Source organism: Acidovorax sp. GW821-FHT09A11 (assembly GCF_059418365.1).
This window is the reverse complement of sequence record NZ_JBWKPS010000001.1, coordinates 661,324-686,699: the sequence shown is the minus strand read 5'-3', so window position 1 is coordinate 686,699 and position 25,376 is coordinate 661,324. Positions and strand designations below refer to the sequence as shown.

Here is a 25,376-nt window from a genome sequence, read left to right as displayed (position 1 = left end):
ACATCATGGCTTACTCAGACAAAGTGGTTGACCATTACGAAAACCCCCGCAACGTGGGTTCGTTCGACAAGGGCGACGATTCGGTGGGCACCGGCATGGTGGGTGCGCCTGCCTGCGGCGACGTGATGAAGCTGCAGATCAAGGTGAACCCCGAAACCGGCGTGATCGAAGATGCGCGTTTCAAGACCTACGGTTGCGGCTCCGCCATTGCCTCCTCGTCGCTGGTGACCGAATGGGTCAAGGGCAAGACGCTGGATGAAGCAGCGGCGCTGAAAAACAGCGAGATCGCCGAGGAGCTGGCCCTGCCGCCCGTCAAGATCCACTGCTCCATCCTGGCGGAAGACGCCATCAAGGCCGCCGTGCTCGACTACAAGACCAAGCACGCGGCAGCCGCCACCGCTGCTTGAGTGAGAGATATGGCCATTACGCTGACAGAAGCCGCTGCCCGGCACGTCAACCGCTATCTTGCCCGGCGCGGCAAGGGGCTGGGGGTGCGCCTGGGTGTCAAGACGACCGGCTGTTCGGGGCTTGCCTACAAGCTGGAGTATGTGGACGATTCCGAGCCCGAAGACATCGTGTTTGAAAACCACGGCGTCAAGGTGCTGATCGATCCCAAGAGCCTGGCCTATATCGACGGTACCGAACTCGACTTCGTGCGCGAAGGCCTCAATGAAGGCTTCAAGTTCAACAACCCCAACGAGCGGGACCGCTGCGGTTGCGGAGAGAGCTTCCGCGTTTGAGCGCCTGCCGACGCTTTTTTCGTGAAACCGCCAACGCGCTCTCCGTGCTGGCGGTTTTTTGTTGACCCGCACCTCGCGACCTGTGCATGAACCTGCAATCCGACGACTTTGAACTGTTTGGCCTCGAGCGCCGTTTCGCGCAGGACCGTGGCGCCATCGATGCGCGCTGGAAAGAGCTGCAGCGCGAAGCACATCCCGACAAGTTCGCGGCGCAGGGCGCGGCCGCGCAGCGCGTGGCCATGCAATGGTCGGTGCGCATCAACGAGGCCTACCAGCGCCTGAAGGATCCCCAGCGCCGCGCCGCCTACCTGTGCGAGCTGCACGGGGCCCCGATCCGCGCCGAGGACAACACGGCCATGCCGGCGGCGTTCCTCATGCAGCAGATGGAGTGGCGCGAGGCGCTGGAAGATGCCCGCGCCGAGAGCGAACTCGATGCGCTCGAGGATGGCGTTGCCCAGGCCCGCCGTGCCGCGCTGGCGCAGTGCGAGCAACTCATCGACCAGCAGCGGGACTACGCGGGTGCCGCCCGGCAGGTCAGAGCCCTCATGTTCATTGCGCGATTTGCGGACGACATTGAACGCCGCCGAGAGCAACTGGGACAATAGAGCGGTTTTGCTTTCCCCCTGGGGCCCCGTTCGTATGACGGCGGACTCCACCACGTTGAGACCTGAAATTTCATGGCGCTTCTGCAGATTTCCGAACCCGGCCAATCCCCCGATCCGCACCAGCGGCGCATTGCCGTCGGCATTGACCTGGGCACCACCCACTCCCTGGTCGCCGCCGTGCGCAATGGCGTGTCCGAATGCCTGCCCGATGCGCAGGGCAGGGTGCTGTTGCCCTCGGTCGTGCGGTACCTGGAAAAGGGTGGACGCCAGATCGGATACGACGCCGTGGCCGCGCAGGCCCAGGATGCGCGCAACACCATCGCCTCGGCCAAGCGCTTCATGGGGCGGGGCCTGAAAGACGTGGCGGAGGCGGGCAAGCTGCCCTACGACTTTGTTCCCGCCAGCGAGGCGGGGGAGCAGGGCATGGTCAGTCTCGCGACGGTAGACGGCAACAAGTCGCCCGTCGAGGTCAGTGCCGAAATCCTGGCGACGCTGCGCTACCGGGCCGAGGACACCTTCAATGACGACCTCTACGGTGCCGTCATCACCGTGCCCGCCTACTTCGACGACGCCCAGCGGCAGGCCACCAAGGACGCGGCCAAGCTGGCGGGCATCCACCTGCTGCGCCTCATCAACGAGCCGACGGCCGCAGCCATTGCCTACGGCCTGGACAATGCGAGCGAGGGGGTCTACGCGGTGTACGACCTGGGCGGCGGCACCTTCGACATCTCCATCCTGCGCCTGACGCAGGGCGTGTTCGAGGTCATCGCCACGGGCGGCGATTCCGCGCTGGGCGGCGACGACTACGATGCGGCCCTGGCGGACTGGGTGCTGCAGCAACTGGGCCTTCAGGCCGTCACCCCGGCGGACAAGTCGGCGGTGCGCATGGCGGCACGCGCCTGCAAGGAAGCCTTGACTGCTATAGATTCGGTAGCATTCAGCGCACATCTGTCAAGCGGTGGCGTGCATTTCGATGTCAAGAAATCGGACTTCGAGGCCATCACGGCCGAACTGACCGCGCGCTCCATGGCGGCGGTGCGCCGCGCGCTGCGGGACGCCCATCTGGGGCGTGACGAGGTGAAGGGCGTGGTGATGGTGGGCGGCTCCACCCGCATGCCGCAGGTGCGGCAGGCGGTGGCCGCCTTCTTTGGCAAGGAGCCGCTGACCAACCTCAACCCCGACGAAGTCGTTGCGCTGGGTGCCGCCATCCAGGCCAACCAGCTGGCGGGCAACAACACGGCGGGCGACCTGCTGCTGCTGGACGTGATTCCGCTGTCGCTGGGCATCGAAACCATGGGAGGCCTCGTGGAGCGCATCGTCGCGCGCAACGAGACCATTCCCACCGCCAAGGCGCAGGACTTCACCACCTACAAGGACGGCCAGACAGCGCTGGCGGTGCATGTGGTGCAGGGCGAGCGCGACCTGGTGCAGGACTGCCGCAGCCTCGCGCGCTTCGAGCTGCGCGGCATTCCGCCCATGGCCGCGGGCGCGGCGCGCATCCGCGTGACCTTCACCGTCGATGCCGACGGCCTGCTGAGCGTGAGCGCCAGGGAGCAGGGCAGTGGCGTGGAGGCTCGCATCGACGTGAAGCCCTCCTATGGCCTGTCGGACGACCAGATTGCGCGCATGCTGCAGGACGGCTTTGCCACGGCTGCCCAGGACATGAAGGCCCGCGCGGTGGTCGAGGCCCGCGTGGACGCGGACCGCATGCTGATCGCCACCCAGAGTGCCCTCGATGCCGACGGCGATGTCCTCTCCACCCGGGAGCGCGCCGAGATCGATGCGCTGATGGTGGCATTGCGCCACCAGCGGGATGCGCAGGATGCCGCCGTCATCGAAGCCGCCACCGATGCACTGGCCAAGGGCACGGAAGCCTTCGCCGCGCAGCGCATGAACCGTGGCATCCAGCAGGCGCTGGCTGGCAAGAACGTGCAGACCTTGTAAGCCCCGGACAAGAAGCAATAAGAGCCCACACACCCCATGCCCGTCATCAAGATCCTTCCCCATCCCGAATACTGTCCCCAGGGGGCCGAAATCACCGCGCCCGCCGGCACGTCGATCTGCGAAGCCCTGCTCGACAACCACATCAACATCGAGCACGCCTGCGACATGAGCTGTGCCTGCACCACCTGCCACGTCATCGTGCGCCAGGGGCTGAACTCGCTCAACGAGGCCGAGGAAGAGGAAGAAGACCTGCTCGACCGCGCCTGGGGCCTGGAGCCACAATCGCGCCTGTCGTGCCAGGCCATCCTGGCGCAAACCGATCTGACCGTGGAAATTCCCAAGTACACGATCAACCATGCCAAGGAGAACCACTAGATGAACGCAGCGCCGGGCCGCCCCAGGCAAGCTGGCGCCCCCCTGGGGGGCAGCGAGGACACGAAGTGCCGAGCGTGGGGGCGCGTATGACCCGCCAGATCGTTCTCGACACCGAAACCACCGGCCTTTCGGCCGACAGCGGGGACCGCATCATTGAACTGGGCTGCGTGGAGCTGCTCAACCGCAAGCTCACCGGCAACAACCTGCACCTGTACTTCAATCCGGGCCGCGACAGCCATGAAGATGCGCTGAAGGTGCACGGCATCAGCAACGAGTTCCTGAAGGACAAGCCCAGGTTCGCCGAGGTGGCGGACGAGATCCTGCAGTACCTGCAGGGGGCCGAGATCATCATCCACAACGCGGCGTTCGACGTGGGCTTCCTGAACAAGGAGCTGGAACTGACGGGACGCCCGGGCTTTCGCACGTACGTGGAGAGCGTGACCGACACGCTCGCCATGGCCAAGGAGATGTACCCGGGCAAGCGCAATTCGCTCGATGCCCTGTGCGACCGGCTGGGCGTGGACAACTCCGGCCGCACCCTGCACGGGGCGCTGCTGGACGCCGAGCTGCTGGCCGATGTCTACATCAACCTGACCCGTGGCCAGGATGCCCTGCTCATCGCCGATGATGCGCAGGAAGGCAGCGACGGCCTGAAGGTGGCCGCCATCGACCTGCGGCTGCTGAGCCTGCCCGTGCTGCGCGCCAGCGAGCAGGAGCAGACGGCCCATGCCGAAGTGCTGGCGCAGATCGACAAGGCCAGCGGAGGCAAAACAATTTGGAGAACTGTCCAGGCAGCTTGAAAAGCTGTGCCATAATAGAAGGCTGTCACAGCGACACGGGTGATTAGCTCAGCGGTAGAGCACTGCCTTCACACGGCAGGGGTCACATGTTCGATCCATGTATCACCCACCACGCTTGTTGACGGCCTCGCGACACACCCTGTTCAGGGTGCCAGCGACGGGTGATTAGCTCAGCGGTAGAGCACTGCCTTCACACGGCAGGGGTCACATGTTCGATCCATGTATCACCCACCAATTCAACCCCTGCAGATCTCTGGTCTGCAGGGGTTTTTTCCTGGGCCGGGGCCTCCAGGGCCCATTTGGCGGCAGGGCGCCGCAAAGCGGCTACAGTGTCAGCCTCGAGTCCATGGCGGGACTCCCCCGCGGGAAGGCCACCCTGGCCTGCCACGGGCTTCCTTTGCCGACACGCCCGACCCATGATCACCTTCCACAACCCGCTGCACCAGGGGCACGCTCCCACCCACGAGTTCTTTCGCGGCGAACGCGTTCCCTGCTTCGAGAAGCCTGCGCGCGTGGACTATGTCGAAGAGGCGCTGCGCGCGCGGGGCCACGGCCTCACGGCGCCGGATGTGGACAGCGGGCCCGTGCTGTCCCAGGTGCATGCGCAGCGCTATCTGGCCTTCCTGCAGACGGCCTGGCAGCAATGGATGGCGCTGGACCCCGCGAACGCCGATGTGCAGCCTTTTCCATCCGTGTGGCCCGTGCGCACCCTGCGCAGCGATCTGGAGCCGGAGAACTTCGTGGCGCGGCTTGGCCTGTACTCCATGGACAACGGCACGCCCATGGCCCCCGGCACCTGGGCGGCGGCCAAGGCAGGCGCGGATGCGGCCGCCAGTGCCGCCACCCGGGTGGCGCGGGGTGTGGGCGCGGCGTTTTGCTGCACACGCCCGCCAGGCCACCATGCCGGCCCGGACTTCATGGGGGGCTACTGCTTCCTGAACAACGCCGCCGTGGCGGCGCAGGTATTGCGCAACGAGGGCGCCCGGCGCGTGGCCCTGCTGGATGTCGACTATCACCATGGCAATGGCACGCAAAGCATCTTCTACGACCGCTCCGACGTGCTGTTCATCAGCATGCATGGCGACCCGCGCACGGAATACCCCTTTTACCTGGGCCATGCGGACGAAACCGGGTCAGGAGAGGGCGCGGGCTTCAATCTGAACCTGCCGCTGCCGGCCGGCACCAGCGCCGCCGCCTGGTTCGATGCGCTGGAAAGTGCCTGTGCGCGGATCGCCAGCCACGGGGCCGATGCCCTTGTGGTCTCGCTGGGGCTCGACGCGTTCGAGGGCGACCCCATTTCCCGCTTCGCACTCGCCTCGTCCGATTTCACCCGGCTGGGCGCGCGCCTCGCACGCCTGGGGCTGCCCGCTGTCTTCGTTCTCGAAGGTGGCTACGCGGCGGCCGAGCTGGGAACCAATGCCGTCAATGTGCTCGACGGCTTCGAGCAAGGCTGAGCACCGAAGGGCAAGGACGAGGGCGAGCGAATGGCGGATGTAGTCGACTGTGTGGTGGTGGGGGCGGGCGTGGTCGGCCTGGCCGTGGCCCGGGCCCTCGCGCTGCGGGGCCGCGAGGTGATGGTGCTGGAATCCGCGGATGCGATAGGCACCGGCATCAGTTCGCGCAACAGCGAGGTCATCCATGCCGGGCTGTACTACCCCACCGGGTCGCTGAAAGCGCGGCTGTGCGTCCAAGGCCGGGACATGCTGTATGCCTACTGCGCCGAGCGTGGCGTGCCCCACCGCCGCTGCGGCAAGCTCCTGGTGGCAACCTCGTCGGGGCAGCTGCCTGGTCTTGAGTCCATCCAGGCACGGGCGCAAGCCAACGGCGTGCCGGATCTGCGCTGGCTCGGCCGCCAGGAAGCGCAGGCGCTGGAGCCCGCGCTGGAATGCGTCGCTGCATTGTTTTCTCCCAGTACCGGTATCGTGGACAGCCACGCCTTGATGCTCGCGCTGCAGGGCGACCTGGAGCATGCGGGGGGACTCGTGGCCCTCAATTCGCCCCTGGCACAAGCGGAATGCGCGCAGAATGCTATTGATTTGGTAGCGTCCGATGGCACGCGTTTGCGAGCCCGTACCGTGGTCAATGCCGCAGGGCTGCACGCCCCCGGGCTGGCCCGCCGCTTTGCGGGGCTGGGAGCGGATCATGTGCCACGTGCCCACTACGCCAAGGGCAGCTATTTCACGCTGTCTGGCAAGGCACCCTTCAGCCGCTTGATCTACCCCGTGCCCGAGGCTGCCGGCCTGGGCGTGCACCTGACGCTGGATCTGGGCGGGCAGGCCAAGTTCGGCCCTGACGTGCAGTGGGTTGATTCGCCGGACGACCTGCTGGTCGACCCCGCACGCGGGGACGCGTTCTACGCCGAGGTCCGCAAGTACTGGCCCACGCTGCGCGACGGAGCGCTGGCGCCCGGCTATGCGGGCATGCGCCCCAAGATCCATGGCCCCGGGGAACCCGCGGCGGACTTCATGATCCAGGGGCCCGCGGTGCACGGCGTCCCGGGCCTGGTGAACCTGTTTGGCATCGAATCCCCCGGCTTGACAAGCGCCCTGGCCATTGCGGACCATGTGGCCGCGCTGGTCTGATCTGCGGCAAACCATTTGCAATCCGTAACCTCTTGCGTCGCCGTCCTACGAAGCGGGGCGGGGGCTGGTGGCTAAGATGAACCCGAGTCCTGTTCCGGCAGGGATGATTGATTTTTTTGTGTTGCTTCAAGAAAGGCTTGTATGACTGCTTCCGACACCACCACCACCCAGGGCGAACTGGAAAAGCTGGTTTCTGATCTGCGGGGGCTTCTCGCCAACAAGGATCTCGACGCGGTCCCTGAAATCAAGCTGCTGCGCCAGCGTCTGGACGACGGCATGCACAACGTGCGCGAATCCGCGGTGCGCGCGGCGCAGGATGCGGCCCGCCAGGCCAAGGATGCCGCCCTTGCGGCCGACCGCTATGCGCACGATGAACCATGGCGCGTGGCCGGGGCCGCGCTGGCTGTCGGCGCCCTGGTGGGCTTCCTGCTTGCGCGGCGCTGATTCCGGCCTGCCGCGCACGGCCGCACAACGCAGAGGCTGCACATGAACTGGCTTTCCCTCCTGGGGCTGGAGGCCCTGGTGGCCCGCTGGCGCGCCAACGTGATCGAAGGCGCCATCGCGGCGGAAGACCGCATGGACCTCGCACGCCTGGAGTGGCAGGATCAGAAGCAGCGCCTGCAGCAGATGCTGGTGCTGACCATTGTGGTGGCGGGGCTCACCGTGGTGGCCTTGATCATGCTCTCGCTGGCGGTGCTGGTGCATTTCTGGGACACCCCCCAGCGCACCCTGGTGGCTTGGCTCGTGGCAGCCGTCTGGACTGTCGGCTGGGCCGCCACGCTCATGTCGCTGGTTTCCGTCGTGCAGAAGGCGGGCCAGGGCTTTGCCCTTACGCGGCGCGAGCTGGCGCAGGACTGGCGTGACATCAAGGAGCGTTTGTAATGGCTGCGACGAACCCATCGACCACTGCCCCGCAAGCCGTGGTTCCCGAGCCCACCATGGCCCAGCAGCGTGTGCTGGACCGGATCGCCATGCAGCGCGAACGCTTGCGCGCCCGCAGGGCGGCCCGGGCACAGTCGCTGGCATTGGCGCAGCGGGACCAGGGTGACGGCGGCCTGGACGAGTCCCTGGTGCTGCGCGCCGCGGGATTCGCCCGGGAACACCCCCTGGCGGTGGCGGCCATGGCCGGCGTCGCCGTCGTGGCGGGGCCGCGCCGGCTGATTCGCTGGGCCGGCGTGCTGCTGCCCATGCTGATGCGGTTGCGGCGCTGACCGGCCTTGCCGGCACCTTGCCGGGCGGCCGGCAGGAGCCTGCGTTCTGTCCCACGGCAAAAGAGCCGCCCAGATGGGCGGCTCTTTTTTTGGGGGCCTAGCGCGCGGGTGGCGTGCCGTGGCTCAGCCCATGGCCTTGATGGCCTTCGCGGCCTTCGCCACCAGCGCGGGGCCTTCGTAGATCAGCCCGGTGTAGATCTGCACCACATCGGCGCCGGCGCGGACCTTGCCCACCGCATCCTCGGCGCTCATGATGCCACCCACGCCAATGATGGGAAAACGGCTGCCCAGGGCCGCACGCAGCTGGCGTATCACCTGGTTGCTGGCTTCCAGCACCGGGGCGCCGCTGAGCCCGCCGGTTTCCTGCGCGTGGCGCAAACCCTGCACGGCCGCGCGGCTGATGGTGGTGTTGGTGGCGATCACGCCGTCCATGCCATGGCGCTGCAGCGTGGAGGCGATCACGGACACCTGGGCTTCATCGAGATCCGGGGCAATCTTCACGAACACCGGTACGCGCCGCGCGTGCCGGGCCGCCAGGGCTGCTCGGCGCTCGGCGATCGCGCCCAGCAGCGCGTCCAGCGCCGCATCGCTCTGCAGCGCGCGCAGGTTCTGGGTGTTGGGCGAGCTGATGTTGACCGTGACGTAGTCCGCGTGCGGGTACACGCCGTCCAGGCAGGCCAGGTAGTCGCTGGTGGCGTTCTCGATCGGGGTCGTGGCGTTCTTGCCGATATTCAGGCCCAGCAGCAGGGGGTGTTTGCGGCTCTGCGAGCGAAAGCGGGCCTGCTGCACGTTGTGCAGGAACGCATCCAGCCCTTCGTTGTTGAAACCCAGGCGATTGATGAGCGCGCGTGCTTCGGGCAGGCGGAACATGCGTGGCTTGGGGTTGCCGGGCTGCGCCTTGGGTGTCACGGTGCCCACTTCCACGAAGCCGAAGCCCATGGCGCCCAGTGCGTCGATGCAGCGGGCGTTCTTGTCCAGCCCCGCCGCCATGCCGACGCGGTTGGGAAACGTCAGGCCCGCCAATTCGACAGGGTCGTCCACGGTTTCATTGCACCAGGCCCATTGCAATGGCGTGCGCTGTCCGCGCGCCAGCATGTCCATGGTGAGCTCGTGGGCGGTCTCGGCATCCAGGCCGAAGAGAAAGGGGCGGGTGAGGGCGTAGGGGATCAGGGACATGAGGGGATAATTCAAGGTTTCCCCCTGATTTTCTCCCATGACGACCTCCACCTCCCTGACCCAAGATGAACTCAAGACCCTGGTAGGCCAGGCCGCGCTGCAATATGTGGTGCCCGGCGAGATTGTGGGGGTGGGTACCGGCTCCACCGTCAACAAGTTCATCGACGCGCTGGCCACCATCAAGGACCAGATCAAGGGGGCGGTATCGAGCTCCGTGGCCAGCACCGAGCGCCTGAAGGCGCTGGGCATTGCGGTGTTCGATGCCAACGAAGTCCAGGCCCTTTCGGTCTATATCGATGGTGCCGACGAAATCGACGGCAAGGGCCACATGGTCAAGGGAGGCGGCGCGGCGCTGACGCGCGAGAAGATCGTCGCAGCGCTGGCCAGCCGTTTCGTGTGCATCGCCGACGAATCCAAGCTGGTTCAGGCACTGGGGCAGTTTCCTTTGCCCGCCGAGGTGATTCCGATGGCCGCCAACCACATAGCGCGGCGTTTTGCGGCGATGGGCGGCCAGGCGCAGCTGCGGCTGCGGGATGGCCAGCCCCTGGTGACCGACAACGGCCAACACATCCTGGACGTCCGGGGGCTCTCGATCACGGACCCGCTGGCGTTCGAGTCCGACATCAACCAGTGGCCGGGCGTGGTGACGGTGGGTGTCTTTGCCCACCAGAAGGCGTCGGTCTGCCTGCTGGGCACGGCACAAGGGGTGAAGACGCTCACTTATTGAGCCCGGGGCCTGGCGGCGGGCACGGGCGCATGTCCGCCGGAATGGACAAAGGGGCCTGAAAAGGCCCCTTTGTCCTGGCGGCCGCCGGCCGCCCGTTCCCAGGGAGAGGGACGCTCAGAATCTGATGCCCGCCGGATTGCTGGGCGACGGCCCCTCATTGGCCGGAGCCGGGGGGCGCACCCTGGGTACTGCGGACGCCGGGGCCGACGCTGCAGCCGCTGCTGTTGCAGGCTCCACGGCCTTGATGGCCACCAGAGGGGTGGGGGCAGGCTGGCGGTAGTTGCCGGGCAGCTGCGATTGCTTGGGATAGCCTGCAGCATCCAGGTACTGCGTCCATTCCCCTTCAGAAAAACCCGCGAGCTGCTGGCCGCCGATGGTGCCAAAGGGCAGGCTGGAGTTGCCGCTCAGGCGCTGCAGTGCTGCGATGTCCTCGTTGCTGGACACGGTGCGCTCGGTGAACGGTATGCCGCGCGACGTGAGCAGATTGCGCGCGGAGGTGCACGGCGGGCAATCGTTGCCCGTATAGAGCGTGACGGGAAAGCGGCTGGCGGTCTGGCGCAGATCGTACGGCAGCGCGGCGTTGGCCGCTGCGGGCGGCGCAGTGGCTGCCCGCGCGGGCTGGGCGCTGGCGTCGGCCGGCGGGCGGTCCGAAAACGTCACCTTGCCATCCGGGCCAACGATCCGGTAGACGCCTTGCGCCTGGACGCTGGCGCTGGCCAGCACCATCAGCAAGGATGCCAGCAGGGGGGCGGTCAGCGGATTGTGCATCTTCATTTTTCTCACTCCATGCAGGATCGATCGTCGGCCCCGGGCGCAGTGCAAACTGCCCTGGGTGCCATGGATTCGGTCAGGCCGTCGACTCTTCGGCCATGCCCTGGTGGCGCAGCAGGGCATCCAGGCTGGGCTCGCGGCCCCGGAAGGCCTTGAAGGACTCCATCGCGGGGCGGCTGCCGCCGGCCTCCAGGATGGCCTCGCGGTAGCGGCGGCCCGTTTCGGTGCTGGGCAGCCCATCGCTGCCGGCCGTTTCTTCGAAGGCCGCATAGGCATCGGCGCTCAGCACCTCGGCCCACTTGTAGCTGTAGTAGCCGGCGGCGTAGCCGCCCGCGAAGATATGGCTGAAGGTGTGGGCCGTGCGGCTGAAGGCCGGCGGCTGCAGCACGGCCACCTCGCGGCGCACCTGGTCGAGCAGCGGCATGATGTCCTGTGCCGGGTCGTGCTCGGTGTGCAGCAGCATGTCGAACAGCGAGAACTCGATCTGGCGCAGCGTCTGCATGCCGCTCTGGAAGTTCTTGGCGGCGATCATCTTGTCGAACAGCGCGCGGGGCAGGGGTTCGCCCGTGTCCACGTGGGCCGTCATGTGCTTGAGCACGTCCCACTCCCAGCAGAAGTTCTCCATGAACTGGCTGGGCAGCTCGACCGCATCCCATTCCACGCCGCCGATGCCCGAGACGTCGCGCTCGTTCACCTGGGTCAGCATGTGGTGCAGGCCGTGGCCGAACTCATGGAAAAGGGTGATCACGTCGTCGTGCGTGAGCAGCGGCGGCTTGCCGTCCACGCCGCTGGCGAAGTTGCACACCAGGTGCGCCACGGGGGTCTGCAGCACGCCGGTGTCGGGGCGCAGCCAGCGGGTGCGCACGTCGTCCATCCAGGCGCCGCCGCGCTTGCCCGTGCGGGCGGGCTGGTCCAGATAGAACTGGCCCACCAGCGTATTGCCGCGCTCGATGCGGTAAAACTCCACGGCGGGGTTCCACACCGGCGCGCTGTCGCGGCGGATGGACACCTCGAACAAGGTTTCGATGATCTTGAACAGGCCCGCCAGCACTTTGGGCGCCGTGAAGTACTTCTTGACTTCCTGCTCGCTGAAGGCATAGCGCGCCTCCTTGAGCTTCTCGGAGACGTAGGGCCAGTCCCAGGCCTGCGGGTCGGTCAACGACAGCTTCTCGGCCGCGAACGCACGCAGGTCGGCGACGTCCTTCTCGGCATAAGGGCGGGCGCGGCGCGCCAGGTCGCGCAGGAACCCGATCACCTGGTCCGGCGACTGGGCCATCTTGGGCACGACGGAGACTTCGCCAAAGTTCGCATAGCCCAGCAATTGGGCTTCTTCGCGGCGCAGTGCCAGGATCTCGCTGATCAGTGCCGTGTTGTCGAATTTGCGCGCATCGCCCTCGGCCTGGTCGGAAGCGCGGGTGACGTAGGCGCGGTAGAGCTTCTCGCGCAGATCGCTGCGGGTGGCGAATTGCATCACCGGCAGGTAGCAGGGCATCTTGAGCGTGAGCTTGTAGCCGTCCTTGCCGTCGGCCTGCGCCGCCGCCCGCGCGGCCTGCTGCACATCGGCGGGAATGCCGTCGAGTTCCTCGGCGCTCGCGTAGTAGGCGTATGCATCCGTGGCATCAAGGGCGTTCTCGCTGAACTTCTGGCTCAGCTCGGCCTGGCGTTCCTGGATCTGCGCGAAGCGCTCCTTGGCGGAACCCGTCAGCTCCGCGCCGCTGAGCACGAAATTGCGCACGGCATTGCGGTGGGCCTGCCGCTGCTCGCCCGTCAGGGTGGCAGGGTCGATGGCCTTGTACTTGGCATACAGGCGTTCATCGGCACCCAGGCGGGTCCAGAACTCCGTCACCCGTGGCAGGGCGGCGTTGTAGGCCGCGCGCAGTTCCGGCGTGTCGGCCACGCTGTTGAGGTGGCTGACGCTGCCCCAAGCGGTTCCCAGCTGCTCGGTCGCCACGTCCAGTACCTTGGCGATCGCGTCCCAGCGCGCCGGAAAGTCCGGTGCGGTGACTGTTTCCAGCGCCGCGTTGGCGCGCTCCAGCAGGACGTCGACGGCGGGGGCCACGTCCTGCGGTGCGATGCGGTCGAAATGGGGAAGGTCCGAGAAGTCGAGGAGGGCGTTGCTCATGCGAAATCAGATGGCGCCAGATGGCGCGGGTTCAAGTTGCAAAGCGGCCGGCATCGACGGCACTGACCCAGGTCAGTGCGCTGCGGTGCGCTCGGCGGCTTCGATGGTATTCACCAGCAGCATGGTAATGGTCATGGGGCCGACCCCGCCAGGCACGGGGGTGATCCAGCCGGCCACTTCCTTGACGCCGTCGAAGTCCACGTCGCCGCAGAGCTTGCCTTCGTCGTTGCGGTTCATGCCCACGTCGATCACCACGGCGCCGGGCTTGACCATGTCGGCGGTCAGCACATTGCGTTTGCCGACCGCCGCCACGATCACGTCGGCCTGCAGGGTTTGCGCCTTGAGGTCCTGCGTGGCGCTGTGGCAGATGGTGACGGTGGCGTTCTGGCCCAGCAGCATCAGCGCCATCGGCTTGCCCACGATGTTGCTGCGACCGATGACCACGGCGTGTTTGCCCTTGAGGTCGTAGCCGATGCTCTCCAGCATCTTCATGCAGCCGTAGGGCGTGCAGGGCCAGAAGCCGGGCATGCCGGTCATCAGGGCCCCGGCGCTGGCGATGTGGAAGCCGTCCACGTCCTTGGCGGACGAGATGGCCTCGATCACCTTCTGCGCGTCAATGTGCCGGGGCAGGGGCAGTTGCACCAGGATGCCGTGGATGGCGGGGTCGTTGTTGAGGGCTTCCACGCGGGCCAGCAGGGCGGCCTCGGTCATGTCGGCCTCGTATTTTTCAAGGACGGAATGCAGGCCGCCGTCTTCGCAGGCCTTGACCTTGTTGCGCACGTACACCTGGCTGGCGGGGTTGTCGCCCACCAGGACCACCGCCAGCCCGGGCGTGGTGCCCCGGGCCTTCAGGGCGGCGGCGCGTTGCGCCACGTCGGCGCGCAGTTGGCGGGAAAGGGCGTTGCCGTCGATGAGTTGGGCGGTCATGTCAAAAAATATCCGTCAAATCGGGCTCTGGCGCTTTATTGGAAAGCGCGAGCAGCTATCAAAAAAATAGTATTACGCCTTGGGCGCGTTCTGGCCCAGCGCGATCTTGAGCAGGTCGGCCACGGTGTTGGCGTTGAGCTTTTCCATGATGTTGGCGCGGTGCGCCTCCACCGTCTTGATGCTGATGCCCAGGTCGTCCGCGATCTGCTTGTTCAGGCGGCCGGCGACGATGCGCTCCAGAACCTGCGCTTCGCGGCTGGTGAGCTTGGACAGCAGGGCATCGCGGCTGGCGGCCTGCTGGTAGCCCGCGAAGGCCTCGCGGGCGTGGTCCAGCATGCGCTCAACCAATCCGACCAGTTCTTCCTCGTCAAAGGGCTTCTGGATGAAGTCGAGCGCGCCCTTCTTCATGGTGTTCACCGCCATCGGCACGTCGCCGTGGCCGGTGATGAACACGATGGGCAGGGGCGACTTGCGCTCGATGAGGCGGTCCTGCAGCTCCAGGCCCGTCATGCCGCCCATGCGGATGTCCACGATCAGGCAGGCCACCTCGCGCGGGTCGTAGCGCGACAGAAACGTTTCGGCCGAATCAAAGCAACGCACCCGGTAGTCCTTGCCTTCCAGCAGCCACTGCAGGGAATCGCGAACTGCTTCGTCGTCGTCTACAACGTAAACAGTGCCTTTTTTCGGAATCAAGCTCATGCAATTGTCCTTGGGTTTCGTACGTGTGCTACAGAATTTGTAGTGGCATCAGCAGGCTTGGCAAGCGGCAGCCAGAAGGAGAACCTGCAGCCTGTGACCTCCGATCCATTGTAGAGGTTCTCCGCCTGCATCCGGCCCTGGTGCGACTCGACGATGCTGCGGCACAGATTGAGGCCCATGCCCATGCCTTCTTCCTTGGTGGAGAAGAAGGCTTCGAACAGCCGTTCGAGCACCTCGGGCGCCAGGCCCTTGCCGGTGTCCTGCACGGAGAACTCCACCACCTCGCGGTCCTCGATGTGCTTGGGCACGACGCGCAGCTCCACGCTGCGCCCGGACGGGGGGCGGCTGGCGTGCTGGATGGCCTCGGCGCCGTTCTTCATGAGGTTGACCAGCACCTGTTCGATCAGGATGGTGTCGGCCATCACGGGCGGCAGGCGGGCGGCTACGTAATGCGTGAGGCGCACGTTGTGGCGGCGCAGCTCGATGTCGGCCAGCTCCACGGCTTCGTTGACCATCGAGTGCACGTCGGCCAGGGTACGGTTGGGCTCGCTCTTCTTCACGAAGGCGCGGATGCGCTGGATGATCTGGCCCGCGCGCTGCGCCTGGTGGGCCGTCTTCTGCAGCGCCGTGAGGAGCGCCTCCTCGGTGAGCTGGCCGCTCTGGATGCGCGAGACCATGCCGCTGCAGTAGTTGTTGATGGCCGTGAGCGGCTGGTTGAGCTCGTGCGCCACGCTGGAGGCCATTTCGCCCATGGTGATGAGGCGGCTCACCGACTGCGCGCGCTCGGCCTGGCGCGCCGCCTGCTCCTCGGCCTGGCGGCGGGGGGTGATGTCGGTGGCGATCACCATCTGGGCCAGGCGCCCGTCCACCCAGTTGAGGTAGCGCGAGCGCACTTCCAGCCACTTGCCCAGGTCGGGCAGGTAAATCTCGGCGTTCTCGGTGCGGGCGCTGGTCAGCGGGTCGGTCGGCAGGCCCATGAGGCCGTCCTCGTCGTCCATGCCCCGGTGGTCGGTGCCCGCCACGGGCACCACGCCGGCCTGGGCGACCAGCTGCAGGTGCCCGCCGGTCTGCGAGCCGAACCATTGGCGGTAGAGCTTGTTGGCGAACAGCAGCTCTTCGCTGCCCAGCGGGGCCACCGACACCGACGCGTCCAGCGATTCGAGCACGATGGTGAAGCGTTCGTGCGATGCCGAGAGCTGCTCGCGGATGCGGTTGGGCTCGGTGATGTCGGTCATCGACGTCATCCAGCCCGTTTGCTGGCCGTGCGCATCGATCAGGGGCGAGACATACAGGCGGGCATCGAACAAGGTGCCGCTCTTGCGCCGCACCCGCACCTGAAAGCCGCCCACGATGGTCTTGCCGGACAGCTCGTCGCGCAGCTTGGCGTGCAGGGCTTCGTGGTCGGAGTCGGGCCAGTAAGGGAAGGGCGCCTTCAGGCCCACGAGTTCCGCCTCGCTCCAGCCGGTCATCTGGCAGAAGGCGGCGTTCACATAGGTGATGCGGCCTTCCATGTCCAGCGCACGCATGCCGGTGAGGATGGAGTTCTCCATCGCGCGGCGGAAATTCGTCTCGGCCACCAGGGCCTGCTGTGCCTGCATGCGGCGGCGGGTGTGGCGCCAGGTGGCGATCAGCATCCATGCCGTCATGGCGGAGAGCGTGCCCACCAGCCAGAAAAGCCCGCTGCCGACCACGCCCAGCGAGGTGCGGTAGGCCTGGGCCTTGAGCACCAGCCCGTTGCCCACGGGCGACACGGGCACCTCGTATTCATTGGCGCGGGGCGTCCAGGGCAGGAGCTGGGTGGCGGTGTTGCGCGGGCCCAGGGGGGTGCCCGCCAGAACCTGGTTCTTGCCGTCCAGCAGCGTGACGGCATAGCGCGCCAGCACTTCGGTGGGCGTGCCATAGCGCAGCAGGCTGTCGATGGAGTATTCGCCCAGCACCACGCCGCTGAACTTGCCCTGGTTGTTCAAGGGCACCTGCAGCTGCAGCAGCGGCGTCGAGTCGCCCGAGGTGGCGGCCGGCTGGGCGTACACCGGCTGCTGCAGGTCGCGCGCCAGCCCGAAGGTGTCGGCGGTGTCGCCCGGCTTGAGCACTTCGCCCGCGATGCGCAGTTCGCTGCTCGCCAGCGTGGGGGCCGCGTGGCTGGCGCGGATGCGGCGGCGCTCGTCGATCCAGGTGATGGCCTGCAGCTCGGGGTACTGGCTGATCAGGGTTTCGGCGCGGCTCACGAATTCCGTGCGCTCCAGCTCCTGGTTGGACAGGTCGCGTGCAATGCGCATGAGCTGTTCCTGCCGCTCCAGCAGCCGCAGCCGCACGCGCTGTTGCGCATATTCCACATCGCGCCGCAGGGCTTCCTGCTCGCGCTCGGCCTCCTCGGCGCGCAAATACCAGAACGCGGCCACGATGGCCGCGAGAAACATCAGCACGGCGGCCAGCGGCGCCAGGGCCGCGAACCGGTCCTGCCGTGTGGGCGACAACCCGCGCCACCACTTGCGCCACCAGCGGGCGGGCGCGGCCACGACCATGGCGGTGGGGGAAGACGTGGGGGGCAGGGAGTCCATGTTCCAAGTGTAGGGGAGGCGATGCCCGGTGTCGGGACGGCGGGTCAATGTGCGTTTGCAGCATTTTCTTGTAATGTGAAATGCATAAGCACCATTTGAAATTATCAAAAAATATGCGAAACTAGAGCCAACGTACTAAATTGCTGCCACACCTACAGGAGACAAAGCATGTCAGCTCAGCCCGACCCCCAGGCCGGAAACGGCGCCGCGCCCGCCACCGACACCGACCAGCAGGAAACCCGTGAGTGGATGGATGCGCTGTCCGCCGTCATCGACAAGGAGGGGGCCGAGCGCGCCCACTACCTGCTGGAGCAATTGCTGGAACATGCCCGCCAGAACAGCGTGGACCTGCCGTTCTCGGCCAACACCGGCTACGTGAACACCATCGAGCCCGGCCAGGAGGCACGCAGCCCCGGCAACCTCGAAATCGAACAGCGCCTGCGCGCCTACATGCGCTGGAACGCCATGGCCATGGTCGTCAAGGCCAACCGCCACCATCCGCCCGAAGGCGGCGACCTGGGCGGCCACATCGGCTCCTTTGCCTCGCTGGCCAGCATGTTCGGCGCCGGCTTCAACCATTTCTGGCACGCCGAGAGCGAGAACCACGGCGGTGACCTGCTCTACATTCAGGGCCACGTATCCCCCGGCATCTATGCCCGCGCCTACCTCGAAGGCCGCCTCTCCGAGGACCAGCTGCTCAATTTCCGCCAGGAAGTGGACGGCAAGGGCCTGTCGAGCTACCCGCACCCCAAGCTCATGCCCGAGTTCTGGCAGTTCCCCACCGTGTCCATGGGCCTGGGCCCGCTGATGGCCATCTACCAGGCGCGTTTCCTCAAGTACCTGCACGCCCGTGGCATCGCCAACACCGAGAACCGCAAGGTCTGGGTGTTCTGCGGCGACGGCGAAATGGACGAGGTCGAATCCCTGGGCGCCATCGGCCTGGCCGCGCGCGAGAAGCTCGACAACCTGGTGTTCGTCATCAACTGCAACCTGCAGCGCCTGGACGGCCCCGTGCGTGGCAACGGCAAGATCATCCAGGAGCTCGAAGGCGAGTTCCGTGGTGCTGGCTGGAACGTCATCAAGCTGATCTGGGGCAAGGGCTGGGATGCGCTGCTGGCCGCCGACAAGGACGGCGCGCTGCGCAAGCTCATGATGGAAACCAACGATGGCGACTACCAGGCCATGAAGGCCAACGACGGTGCCTACGTGCGCAAGAACTTCTTCGGCCGCGACCCGCGCACCCTGAAGATGGTCGAGCACATGACCGACGACGAGATATGGAACCTGCAGCGCGGCGGCCATGATTCGCAAAAGGTCTATGCCGCATTCCATGCCGCGCAGAACCACGGCGGCCAGCCCTCCGTCCTGCTGGTCAAGACCGTGAAGGGTTTTGGCATGGGCAAGATCGGCGAGGGCAAGAACACCGTCCACCAGACGAAGAAGCTCAGCGACGAAGACATCAAGGCCTTCCGCGACCGCTTCAACATCCCCGTCCCGGACAGCCAGCTCGCCGAGCTGCCTTTCTACAAGCCGGCCGACGACACCCCGGAAATGAAGTACCTGCACGAGCGCCGCAAGGCCCTGGGCGGGTACCTGCCGCACCGCCGCGTGAAAGCCGACGAGAGCTTCACCGTGCCCGCGCTGGACACCTTCAAGGCCATCCTGGAAGCCACGCCCGAAGGCCGCGAAATCTCCACCACGCAGGCTTACGTGCGCTTCCTCACCCAGCTGCTGCGCGACCAGGCCCTGGGCCCGCGCGTGGTGCCCATCCTGGTGGACGAGGCCCGCACCTTCGGCATGGAAGGCCTGTTCCGCCAGATCGGCATCTACAACCCCGCAGGCCAGCAGTACACCCCGGTCGACAAGGACCAGGTCATGTACTACAAGGAAGACAAGGCCGGCCAGATCCTGCAGGAAGGCATCAACGAAGCCGGCGGCATGAGCAGCTGGATCGCGGCGGCCACCAGCTACAGCACGAACAACCGGATCATGATCCCGTTCTACGTGTACTACTCCATGTTCGGCTTCCAGCGCATCGGCGACCTGGCCTGGGCGGCGGGCGACATGCAGGCGCGTGGCTTCCTCTTGGGCGGCACCTCGGGCCGCACCACGCTCAACGGCGAAGGCCTGCAGCACGAAGACGGCCACAGCCACATCCTGGCCAACACCATCCCCAACTGCGTGAGCTACGACCCGACCTTCGCGCACGAAGTCGCGGTGATCATGCACGACGGCATGAAGCGCATGGTCGAGCGCCAGGAGAACGTCTTCTACTACCTGACGCTGCTGAACGAAAACTACCCCATGCCCGGCCTGCAGCCCGGCACCGAGGAGCAGATCATCAAGGGCATGTACCTGTGCAAGCAGGCGCCCGCACTGCCCAAGGATGCGCCCACGGTGCAACTGCTGGGCAGCGGCACCATCCTGCGCGAATCGTTCTTTGCACAGGAGCTGCTCGAAAAGGACTGGGGCGTGGCCGCCTCGGTGTGGAGCTGCCCGAGCTTCAACGAACTGACCCGCGACGGCCAGAACGCCGAGCGCTGGAGCCTGCTGCACCCGACCGAAGCGCCCAAGGTGCCGTTCGTCACGCAGCAACTGTCCGCATCGCAAGGCCCCGTGGTCGCGTCCACCGACTACATGAAGGCCTATGCCGAGCAGATCCGCCCCTTCATCCCCAAGGGCCGCACCTACAAGGTGCTGGGCACCGACGGCTTTGGCCGCAGTGACTTCCGCAGCAAGCTGCGCGAGCACTTCGAGATCAACCGCCACTACATCGTGGTCGCTGCACTCAAGGCACTGAGCGAAGACGGCGTGCTGCCCGCCACCAAGGTGGCCGAGGCGATTGCCAAGTACAACATCCAGGCCGACAAGGTCAACCCGCTCTACGCATAAACCGAACGGAGACAACAATGGCATTGGTAGACATTCAAGTCCCGGACATCGGGGATTTCGACGAAGTGGGCGTGATCGAACTGCTGGTCAAGGTGGGCGACACGGTCAAGGCCGAGCAGTCGCTCATCACCGTGGAGTCCGACAAGGCCTCCATGGAGATTCCATCCAGTCACGCAGGCGTGGTCAAGGAACTCAAGATCGCCCTGGGCGACAAGGTCAAGCAGGGCTCCGTGATCGCCGTGGTGGAAGCCGCCGACGCGGGCGCTGCGGCCGCAGCCCCGGCGGCGGCACCTGCACCCGCTGCCGCCCCGGCTGCAGCCCCCGTGGCCGCAGCCGCGCCTGCGCCGGCTGCGCCCGCCGCAGCCCCTGCGGCTGCGGGCCCGGTGGAAGTGCGCGTGCCCGACATCGGCGACTTCAAGGACGTGGCCGTCATTGAACTGCTGGTCAAGGTGGGTGACACCATCAAGGTCGAGCAGTCGCTGTTCACCGTCGAATCCGACAAGGCCTCCATGGAGATCCCTTCGCCCGCCGCCGGCGTGCTCAAGGAGCTCAAGGTCAAGATCGGCGACACCGTCAACATCGGCGACCTCGTGGCCCTGCTGGAAGGCGTGGCGGGCAGTGCGCCTGCTGCAGCTGCAGCACCCGCAGCGCCGGCGGCGGCTCCCGCTGCTGCGCCTGTTGCCGCCCCCGCACCGGTTGCTGCAGCCGCTGCACCGGTCGCCGCCACGGCCTCCGTGCCCGCCCACCAGCCCGGCACGCCCACCGTGGGCCTGCCCCACGCCAGCCCTTCCGTGCGCAAGTTCGCCCGCGAGCTGGGCGTGCCCATCGACGAGGTCAAGGGCACCGGCCCCAAGGGCCGCATCACGCAGGACGATGTGCAGTCCTTCACCAAGCAGGTGATGGCGGGTGCCGCCCAGACCAAGGCGCAGGCTGCCAAGGCGCCTGCAGCGGCGGGCGGTTCCGGCGTGGGCCTGGACCTGTTGCCCTGGCCCAAGGTGGACTTCACCAAGTTCGGCCCCGTGGAGCGCAAGGACCTCTCGCGCATCAAGAAGATCAGCGGTGCCAACCTGCACCGCAACTGGGTCGTCATCCCGCACGTCACCAACCACGACGACGCGGACATCACCGACCTCGAAGCCTTCCGCGTGCAGTTCAACAAGGAAAACGAGAAGAGCGGCGTCAAGGTCACCATGCTCGCCTTCATGATCAAGGCCGCCGTGGCCGCGCTCAAGAAGTTCCCCGAGTTCAACAGCTCGCTCGACGGCGACCAGCTGGTGCTCAAGAACTACTTCCACATCGGCTTCGCGGCCGACACGCCCAACGGCCTCGTCGTGCCCGTCATCCGCGACGCCGACAAGAAGGGCATCGTGCAGATCTCGCAAGAGATGGGCGACCTGGCCAAGAAGGCCCGCGACGGCAAGCTCGGCCCGGCCGACATGACCGGCGGCTGCTTCTCCATCAGCTCGCTGGGCGGCATTGGCGGGCGCTACTTCACGCCCATCATCAACGCGCCTGAAGTCGCCATCATGGGCGTGTGCAAGAGCAGCCTGGAGCCCAAATGGGACGGCAAGCAGTTCGCGCCGCGCCTCATGCTGCCTTTGAGCCTGAGCTGGGACCACCGCGTGATCGACGGCGCCAGCGCTGCGCGCTTCAACGTGTACTTTGCCTCGCTGCTGGCGGACTTCCGCCGCATCGTGATGTAACGAAAGGGCAAGACACACCATGGCAATCATCGACATCAAGGTGCCCGACATCGGCGACTTCGCCGAAGTGGCCATCATCGAAGTGCTCGTCAAACCCGGCGACACCATCAAGGCCGAGCAGAGCCTGATCACCGTGGAGTCCGACAAGGCCTCCATGGAGATCCCTTCCAGCCATGCTGGCGTGGTCAAGGAACTGCGCGTGAAGCTCGGCGACAAGATCGCCGAAGGCTCGGTGGTGCTGACGCTGGAGGTGGAGGGTGCTGGCGCGGCGGCCCCGGCAGCCGCACCGGCACCGGCACCTGCGACACCCGTGGCTGCAGCATCTGCACCAAAATCGGCTCCAGCGCCCGCACCACAAGCGCAAGCAGCTATCAATCCAGTAGCATCCAGCTTTGCTGGCACGGCCGACCTGGACTGCGACGTGCTCGTGCTCGGCGGTGGCCCTGGCGGCTACAGTGCCGCCTTCCGCGCGGCCGACCTGGGCCTCAAGGTCATCATCGTCGAGCGCTACGCCACCCTGGGTGGCGTGTGCCTGAACGTGGGCTGCATCCCTTCCAAGGCGCTGCTGCACGTGGCGGCCGTCATGGACGAAGTCAGCCACATGGCTGACCTGGGCGTGAGCTTCGGCGAGCCCTCGCTCGACATCGACAAGCTGCGCGGCCACAAGGAAAAAGTCATCGGCAAGCTGACCGGCGGCCTGGCCGCCATGGCCAAGATGCGCAAGGTCACCACCGTGCGCGGCTACGGCAGCTTCGTCGGTGCCAACCACCTCGAAGTGGAAGAAACCACCGGCACCGCGCAAGAAAAGACGGGCACCAAGAAGGTCATCGCCTTCAAGAACGCCATCATCGCCGCCGGCAGCCAGGCCGTGCGCCTGCCCTTCATGCCCGACGATCCACGCGTTGTCGACTCCACCGGAGCCCTGGCGCTCCAGGGTGTTCCGAAGCGCATGCTCATCCTGGGCGGCGGCATCATCGGCCTGGAAATGGGCACCGTGTACAGCACGCTGGGCGCGCGCCTCGATGTGGTCGAAATGATGGACGGCCTGATGCAGGGCGCCGACCGCGACCTCGTCAAGATCTGGCAGAAGATGAATGCCAAGCGTTTTGACAACATCATGCTCAAGACCAAGACGGTGGGCGCCAAGGCCACACCCGAAGGCATCGAGGTGACGTTTGCCGCAGCGGAAGAGGGCGGTACGGCCCCCGCGCCGCAGGTGTACGACCTGGTGCTGCAGGCCGTGGGCCGCACGCCCAACGGCAAGAAGATCGCCGCCGAGAAGGCGGGCGTGGCCGTCACGGACCGTGGCTTCATCAACGTCGACATCCAGATGCGCACCAACGTGCCGCACATCTTCGCCATTGGCGACATCGTGGGCCAGCCCATGCTGGCGCACAAGGCGGTGCATGAGGCACACGTGGCGGCCGAGGTCATCGCGGGTGAACTGCAGGGCAACAAGGAGCTGGCATCCGCCGCCTTCAACGCCCGCGTGATCCCCAGCGTGGCCTACACCGACCCCGAGGTGGCATGGGTGGGCCTGACGGAAGACCAGGCCAAGGCGCAAGGTATCAAGGTCAAGAAGGGCCTGTTCCCCTGGACGGCCTCCGGCCGCGCCATCGCCAACGGCCGCGACGAAGGCGTCACCAAGCTGCTGTTCGACGACTCGCCCGAGGCCCACGGCCACGGCAAGATCCTCGGCGGCGGAATGGTCGGCACGCACGCTGGCGACATGATCGGCGAGATTGCGCTGGCCATCGAGATGGGCGCCGACGCCGTGGACATCGGCAAGACCATCCACCCGCACCCCACGCTGGGCGAGAGCATCGGCATGGCGGCGGAGATTGCACACGGCTCGTGCACGGATGTGCCGCCGCAGAAGAAGTGATTTGACAAGCTCCTCGAATCACTCCTGACTTGATAGTTGGCCGCACAAGCTCTATGAGCTGTGCGGCCTTCTTATTGGCGACTCAGATATTTTTGAGGGCTTTTAGGACCTGGGGATGTTAGATGGAAACCTGGCGAGCATCGTGCAATTCGATTCCGTATGGTTGGCATGGCAGACTGCCTTGAACTGTGCACGCACAGTCCAGTTGTAGTCAGCAGGTTTGGGCCATGGGCGGCTCGCGCCAGCAATCAGGGAGCCGATTTTGAAATGCATGAACTTTGCCCGCTTTACCGGGCGTGTATTGGTTTTGGGAAGTTGCCACAGCAGGTTTGCAATGTGCATGTGGCACGGCGCAAAGCGCATGGAAAATAGTTCATCATGAGTTACGCCATCCATATCTGGGACCAGCCCACTCCGACGAACTGGGCCGAGGCGCAGGCCGCGTTCAAGCGCCTCGCCGACCAGCGGGCCGCGCTGAATCCAAAGTTCGTCGAGCTGGCCCAGCGCATGAAAGCCGCGTTTCCCGAATACGGCGATGCGTGGGACCTGGGCACACCCACCGCGCTGCCGGACGATGCGGTCTTGGCCGTGGACATCCATGATCTGACGCTGTTCTATCCCCGGCTCGTGGATGCAGCGGTGGAACTGGGACTTAGCGTCTACGACGACAGCACCGGTGAATGTTTTGTGCCCGGCCCTTGGCGGCTGTCGCCTCAAGGGCGAGAGCATTTGGCCTGGAGCAACCCGGCGCCAGCGCCTGCAAAGCTGCCCGATATCGAAGGCCGCGTGCGAGCGCTGGTCCATCCGCAATTGCACACGCACGGGTTCAGGCTGGAGATCGCGAGGTCGTCGTCGGTCACGATGCAAGTCCACTGGCTCCGGGATTCGCCCCTGGGATTGCAGCGAATCTCGCTCGGATGGAAGAGCCGCTCGGACGGCGCGTTGTACGAGGCTCGCACATCAGCAGGGCTTCGTCCGGTGCTGCCCGCAGAGCTGGCGCCGCTGTGCGAACCGCAGCACATGATTGATTTGCACATCATCCATGCGGGGGTGGTGCAGCAGTTCGTCAGCCCGTTGCGGTCCGGCGCCTATGACATCAACCCGGTGGAAATTTCGAACCCAAGCCAGTTGGATCATTTCCTGGCAGCGACTGCGGACTGGCTGATAGCCGAGGTGTTGCCTGTCTTGGACCAATGCCGGACATTGGCGGACTTTCTGGTTTATGACCTGGGCGAGCCGCGCCAGGCGATCGCCGTCAAACCGTACCAGGCTAACCTCGTGCTGGCCCACTGGGCCGGGGAAGCCAACATGGAACAGCGTTTTGAGCTGCTGGTCCAGCGCTGCGCTCACCACAACATGACCCCGTACTTCCTGAACGCAACGCACCGCGCGATTCAAGCTGACGACCTGCGAACACTGTTTGGCGCAGGACGCGTGCCCACGGCGTGAACTGCCGCCATGGCCACGCGAACGCCTTTGCCATGGACGCATGAAAGCTGGCCGCCCAACAACGGTAAGCGAGCCGCCGAGCAGGCGACGGCCAGGTTGCGCATGCCACCCATACTCGGCGGGCAGTGTCCTGCCAATGCATCCCCCGGCTGCAGCTGTGCTTGCCCCGCGCAGGAGTTCCGACAAAAGTCGTGGAAAATAGAGAGTTTT

General features: G+C 66.0%; 22 protein-coding genes and 2 tRNA genes. 18 read left to right on the top strand and 6 right to left on the bottom strand.

What is annotated here, in order from left to right:
• The first annotated feature begins 5 nt into the window (after positions 1–5).
• The 13 genes from iscU to AC07PV_RS03080 all read left to right on the top strand — a co-directional run bounded on the left by iscU (position 6) and on the right by AC07PV_RS03080 (position 8,257).
• A complete protein-coding gene (iscU, locus tag AC07PV_RS03140; RefSeq protein WP_218295119.1) occupies positions 6–407 on the top strand; it encodes a Fe-S cluster assembly scaffold IscU in 402 nt (133 codons plus the stop codon).
• Positions 408–416: 9 nt separating this feature from the next.
• On the top strand, positions 417–740 hold the full coding sequence (gene iscA, locus AC07PV_RS03135; RefSeq protein WP_063459049.1) for an iron-sulfur cluster assembly protein IscA: 324 nt from the start codon (positions 417–419) through the stop codon (positions 738–740).
• Positions 741–826: 86 nt separating this feature from the next.
• Positions 827–1,345: a Fe-S protein assembly co-chaperone HscB gene (gene hscB / locus AC07PV_RS03130; protein WP_218338657.1), complete on the top strand. Its 519-nt coding sequence runs from the start codon at positions 827–829 to the stop codon at positions 1,343–1,345.
• A 72-nt stretch (positions 1,346–1,417) separates the two neighbouring features.
• Positions 1,418–3,289, top strand: coding sequence for a Fe-S protein assembly chaperone HscA (gene hscA / locus AC07PV_RS03125; RefSeq protein ID WP_369642398.1), 1,872 nt, complete (start codon positions 1,418–1,420; stop codon positions 3,287–3,289).
• Positions 3,290–3,325: 36 nt separating this feature from the next.
• The gene (gene fdx / locus AC07PV_RS03120; RefSeq protein ID WP_218295116.1) at positions 3,326–3,664 is read left to right on the top strand and encodes an ISC system 2Fe-2S type ferredoxin; all 339 of its coding nucleotides are present in this window, start codon (positions 3,326–3,328) and stop codon (positions 3,662–3,664) included.
• An 86-nt stretch (positions 3,665–3,750) separates the two neighbouring features.
• Positions 3,751–4,464, top strand: a complete 714-nt coding sequence (dnaQ, locus tag AC07PV_RS03115; protein WP_218295115.1) for a DNA polymerase III subunit epsilon — start codon at positions 3,751–3,753, stop codon at positions 4,462–4,464.
• A 37-nt stretch (positions 4,465–4,501) separates the two neighbouring features.
• A tRNA-Val gene (locus AC07PV_RS03110) sits at positions 4,502–4,576 on the top strand.
• Positions 4,577–4,623: 47 nt separating this feature from the next.
• Positions 4,624–4,698 (top strand) — tRNA-Val (locus AC07PV_RS03105).
• A 182-nt stretch (positions 4,699–4,880) separates the two neighbouring features.
• Positions 4,881–5,918, top strand: coding sequence for a histone deacetylase family protein (locus AC07PV_RS03100; protein WP_218295114.1), 1,038 nt, complete (start codon positions 4,881–4,883; stop codon positions 5,916–5,918).
• A 30-nt stretch (positions 5,919–5,948) separates the two neighbouring features.
• Positions 5,949–7,046, top strand: a complete 1,098-nt coding sequence (locus AC07PV_RS03095; protein ID WP_494629358.1) for an NAD(P)/FAD-dependent oxidoreductase — start codon at positions 5,949–5,951, stop codon at positions 7,044–7,046.
• Positions 7,047–7,187: 141 nt separating this feature from the next.
• Positions 7,188–7,490 (top strand): DUF883 family protein, encoded by a 303-nt coding sequence (locus AC07PV_RS03090; protein ID WP_010458410.1) that lies wholly within the window; start codon positions 7,188–7,190, stop codon positions 7,488–7,490.
• A 42-nt stretch (positions 7,491–7,532) separates the two neighbouring features.
• The gene (locus AC07PV_RS03085; protein WP_218295112.1) at positions 7,533–7,928 is read left to right on the top strand and encodes a phage holin family protein; all 396 of its coding nucleotides are present in this window, start codon (positions 7,533–7,535) and stop codon (positions 7,926–7,928) included.
• Positions 7,928–8,257 carry a hypothetical protein gene (locus AC07PV_RS03080; RefSeq protein ID WP_218338652.1) on the top strand — a complete coding sequence of 110 codons (330 nt, stop codon included), beginning with the start codon at positions 7,928–7,930 and terminating at the stop codon, positions 8,255–8,257. Before AC07PV_RS03085 ends, AC07PV_RS03080 begins: the two co-directional genes overlap by 1 nt.
• 123 nt (positions 8,258–8,380) lie before the next feature.
• Here AC07PV_RS03080 and AC07PV_RS03075 read toward each other — a convergent pair whose 3' ends face one another.
• On the bottom strand, positions 8,381–9,433 hold the full coding sequence (locus AC07PV_RS03075; RefSeq protein ID WP_492244961.1) for a quinone-dependent dihydroorotate dehydrogenase: 1,053 nt from the start codon (positions 9,431–9,433) through the stop codon (positions 8,381–8,383).
• A gap of 37 nt (positions 9,434–9,470) precedes the next feature.
• On the opposite strand from AC07PV_RS03075, the gene rpiA reads away from it, so the two are divergent.
• The gene (gene rpiA, locus AC07PV_RS03070; RefSeq protein WP_494629356.1) at positions 9,471–10,160 is read left to right on the top strand and encodes a ribose-5-phosphate isomerase RpiA; all 690 of its coding nucleotides are present in this window, start codon (positions 9,471–9,473) and stop codon (positions 10,158–10,160) included.
• 114 nt (positions 10,161–10,274) lie between these two features.
• Here the strand turns inward: rpiA and AC07PV_RS03065 are convergent, their stop codons facing one another.
• From AC07PV_RS03065 to AC07PV_RS03045, 5 genes are all read right to left on the bottom strand, one after another.
• Positions 10,275–10,934, bottom strand: a complete 660-nt coding sequence (locus AC07PV_RS03065; RefSeq protein WP_494629355.1) for a glutaredoxin domain-containing protein — start codon at positions 10,932–10,934, stop codon at positions 10,275–10,277.
• A gap of 73 nt (positions 10,935–11,007) precedes the next feature.
• A complete protein-coding gene (locus tag AC07PV_RS03060) occupies positions 11,008–13,053 on the bottom strand; it encodes a M3 family metallopeptidase (protein ID WP_218295107.1) in 2,046 nt (681 codons plus the stop codon).
• A gap of 72 nt (positions 13,054–13,125) precedes the next feature.
• Positions 13,126–13,980: a bifunctional methylenetetrahydrofolate dehydrogenase/methenyltetrahydrofolate cyclohydrolase FolD gene (gene folD, locus AC07PV_RS03055; protein WP_494629354.1), complete on the bottom strand. Its 855-nt coding sequence runs from the start codon at positions 13,978–13,980 to the stop codon at positions 13,126–13,128.
• Positions 13,981–14,052: 72 nt separating this feature from the next.
• Complete coding sequence (locus AC07PV_RS03050; RefSeq protein WP_218295105.1) at positions 14,053–14,679, bottom strand: response regulator transcription factor; 627 nt, start codon at positions 14,677–14,679, stop codon at positions 14,053–14,055.
• Entirely contained in the window at positions 14,676–17,237 is a 2,562-nt protein-coding gene (locus AC07PV_RS03045; RefSeq protein WP_218295104.1) for a PAS domain-containing sensor histidine kinase, read from the bottom strand. Before AC07PV_RS03045 ends, AC07PV_RS03050 begins: the two co-directional genes overlap by 4 nt.
• Before the next feature lie 168 nt (positions 17,238–17,405).
• Between AC07PV_RS03045 and aceE the strand changes: the two genes are divergently transcribed.
• The 4 genes from aceE (at position 17,406) to AC07PV_RS03025 (ending at position 25,166) form a co-directional block, all read left to right on the top strand.
• A complete protein-coding gene (gene aceE / locus AC07PV_RS03040) occupies positions 17,406–20,129 on the top strand; it encodes a pyruvate dehydrogenase (acetyl-transferring), homodimeric type (RefSeq protein WP_218338646.1) in 2,724 nt (907 codons plus the stop codon).
• A gap of 17 nt (positions 20,130–20,146) precedes the next feature.
• Positions 20,147–21,832: a dihydrolipoyllysine-residue acetyltransferase gene (gene aceF, locus AC07PV_RS03035; protein ID WP_494629352.1), complete on the top strand. Its 1,686-nt coding sequence runs from the start codon at positions 20,147–20,149 to the stop codon at positions 21,830–21,832.
• A 19-nt stretch (positions 21,833–21,851) separates the two neighbouring features.
• Complete coding sequence (gene lpdA, locus AC07PV_RS03030) at positions 21,852–23,717, top strand: dihydrolipoyl dehydrogenase (protein ID WP_494629350.1); 1,866 nt, start codon at positions 21,852–21,854, stop codon at positions 23,715–23,717.
• A gap of 378 nt (positions 23,718–24,095) precedes the next feature.
• Positions 24,096–25,166, top strand: coding sequence for a hypothetical protein (locus AC07PV_RS03025; protein WP_218295100.1), 1,071 nt, complete (start codon positions 24,096–24,098; stop codon positions 25,164–25,166).
• Positions 25,167–25,376: the final 210 nt, after the last annotated feature.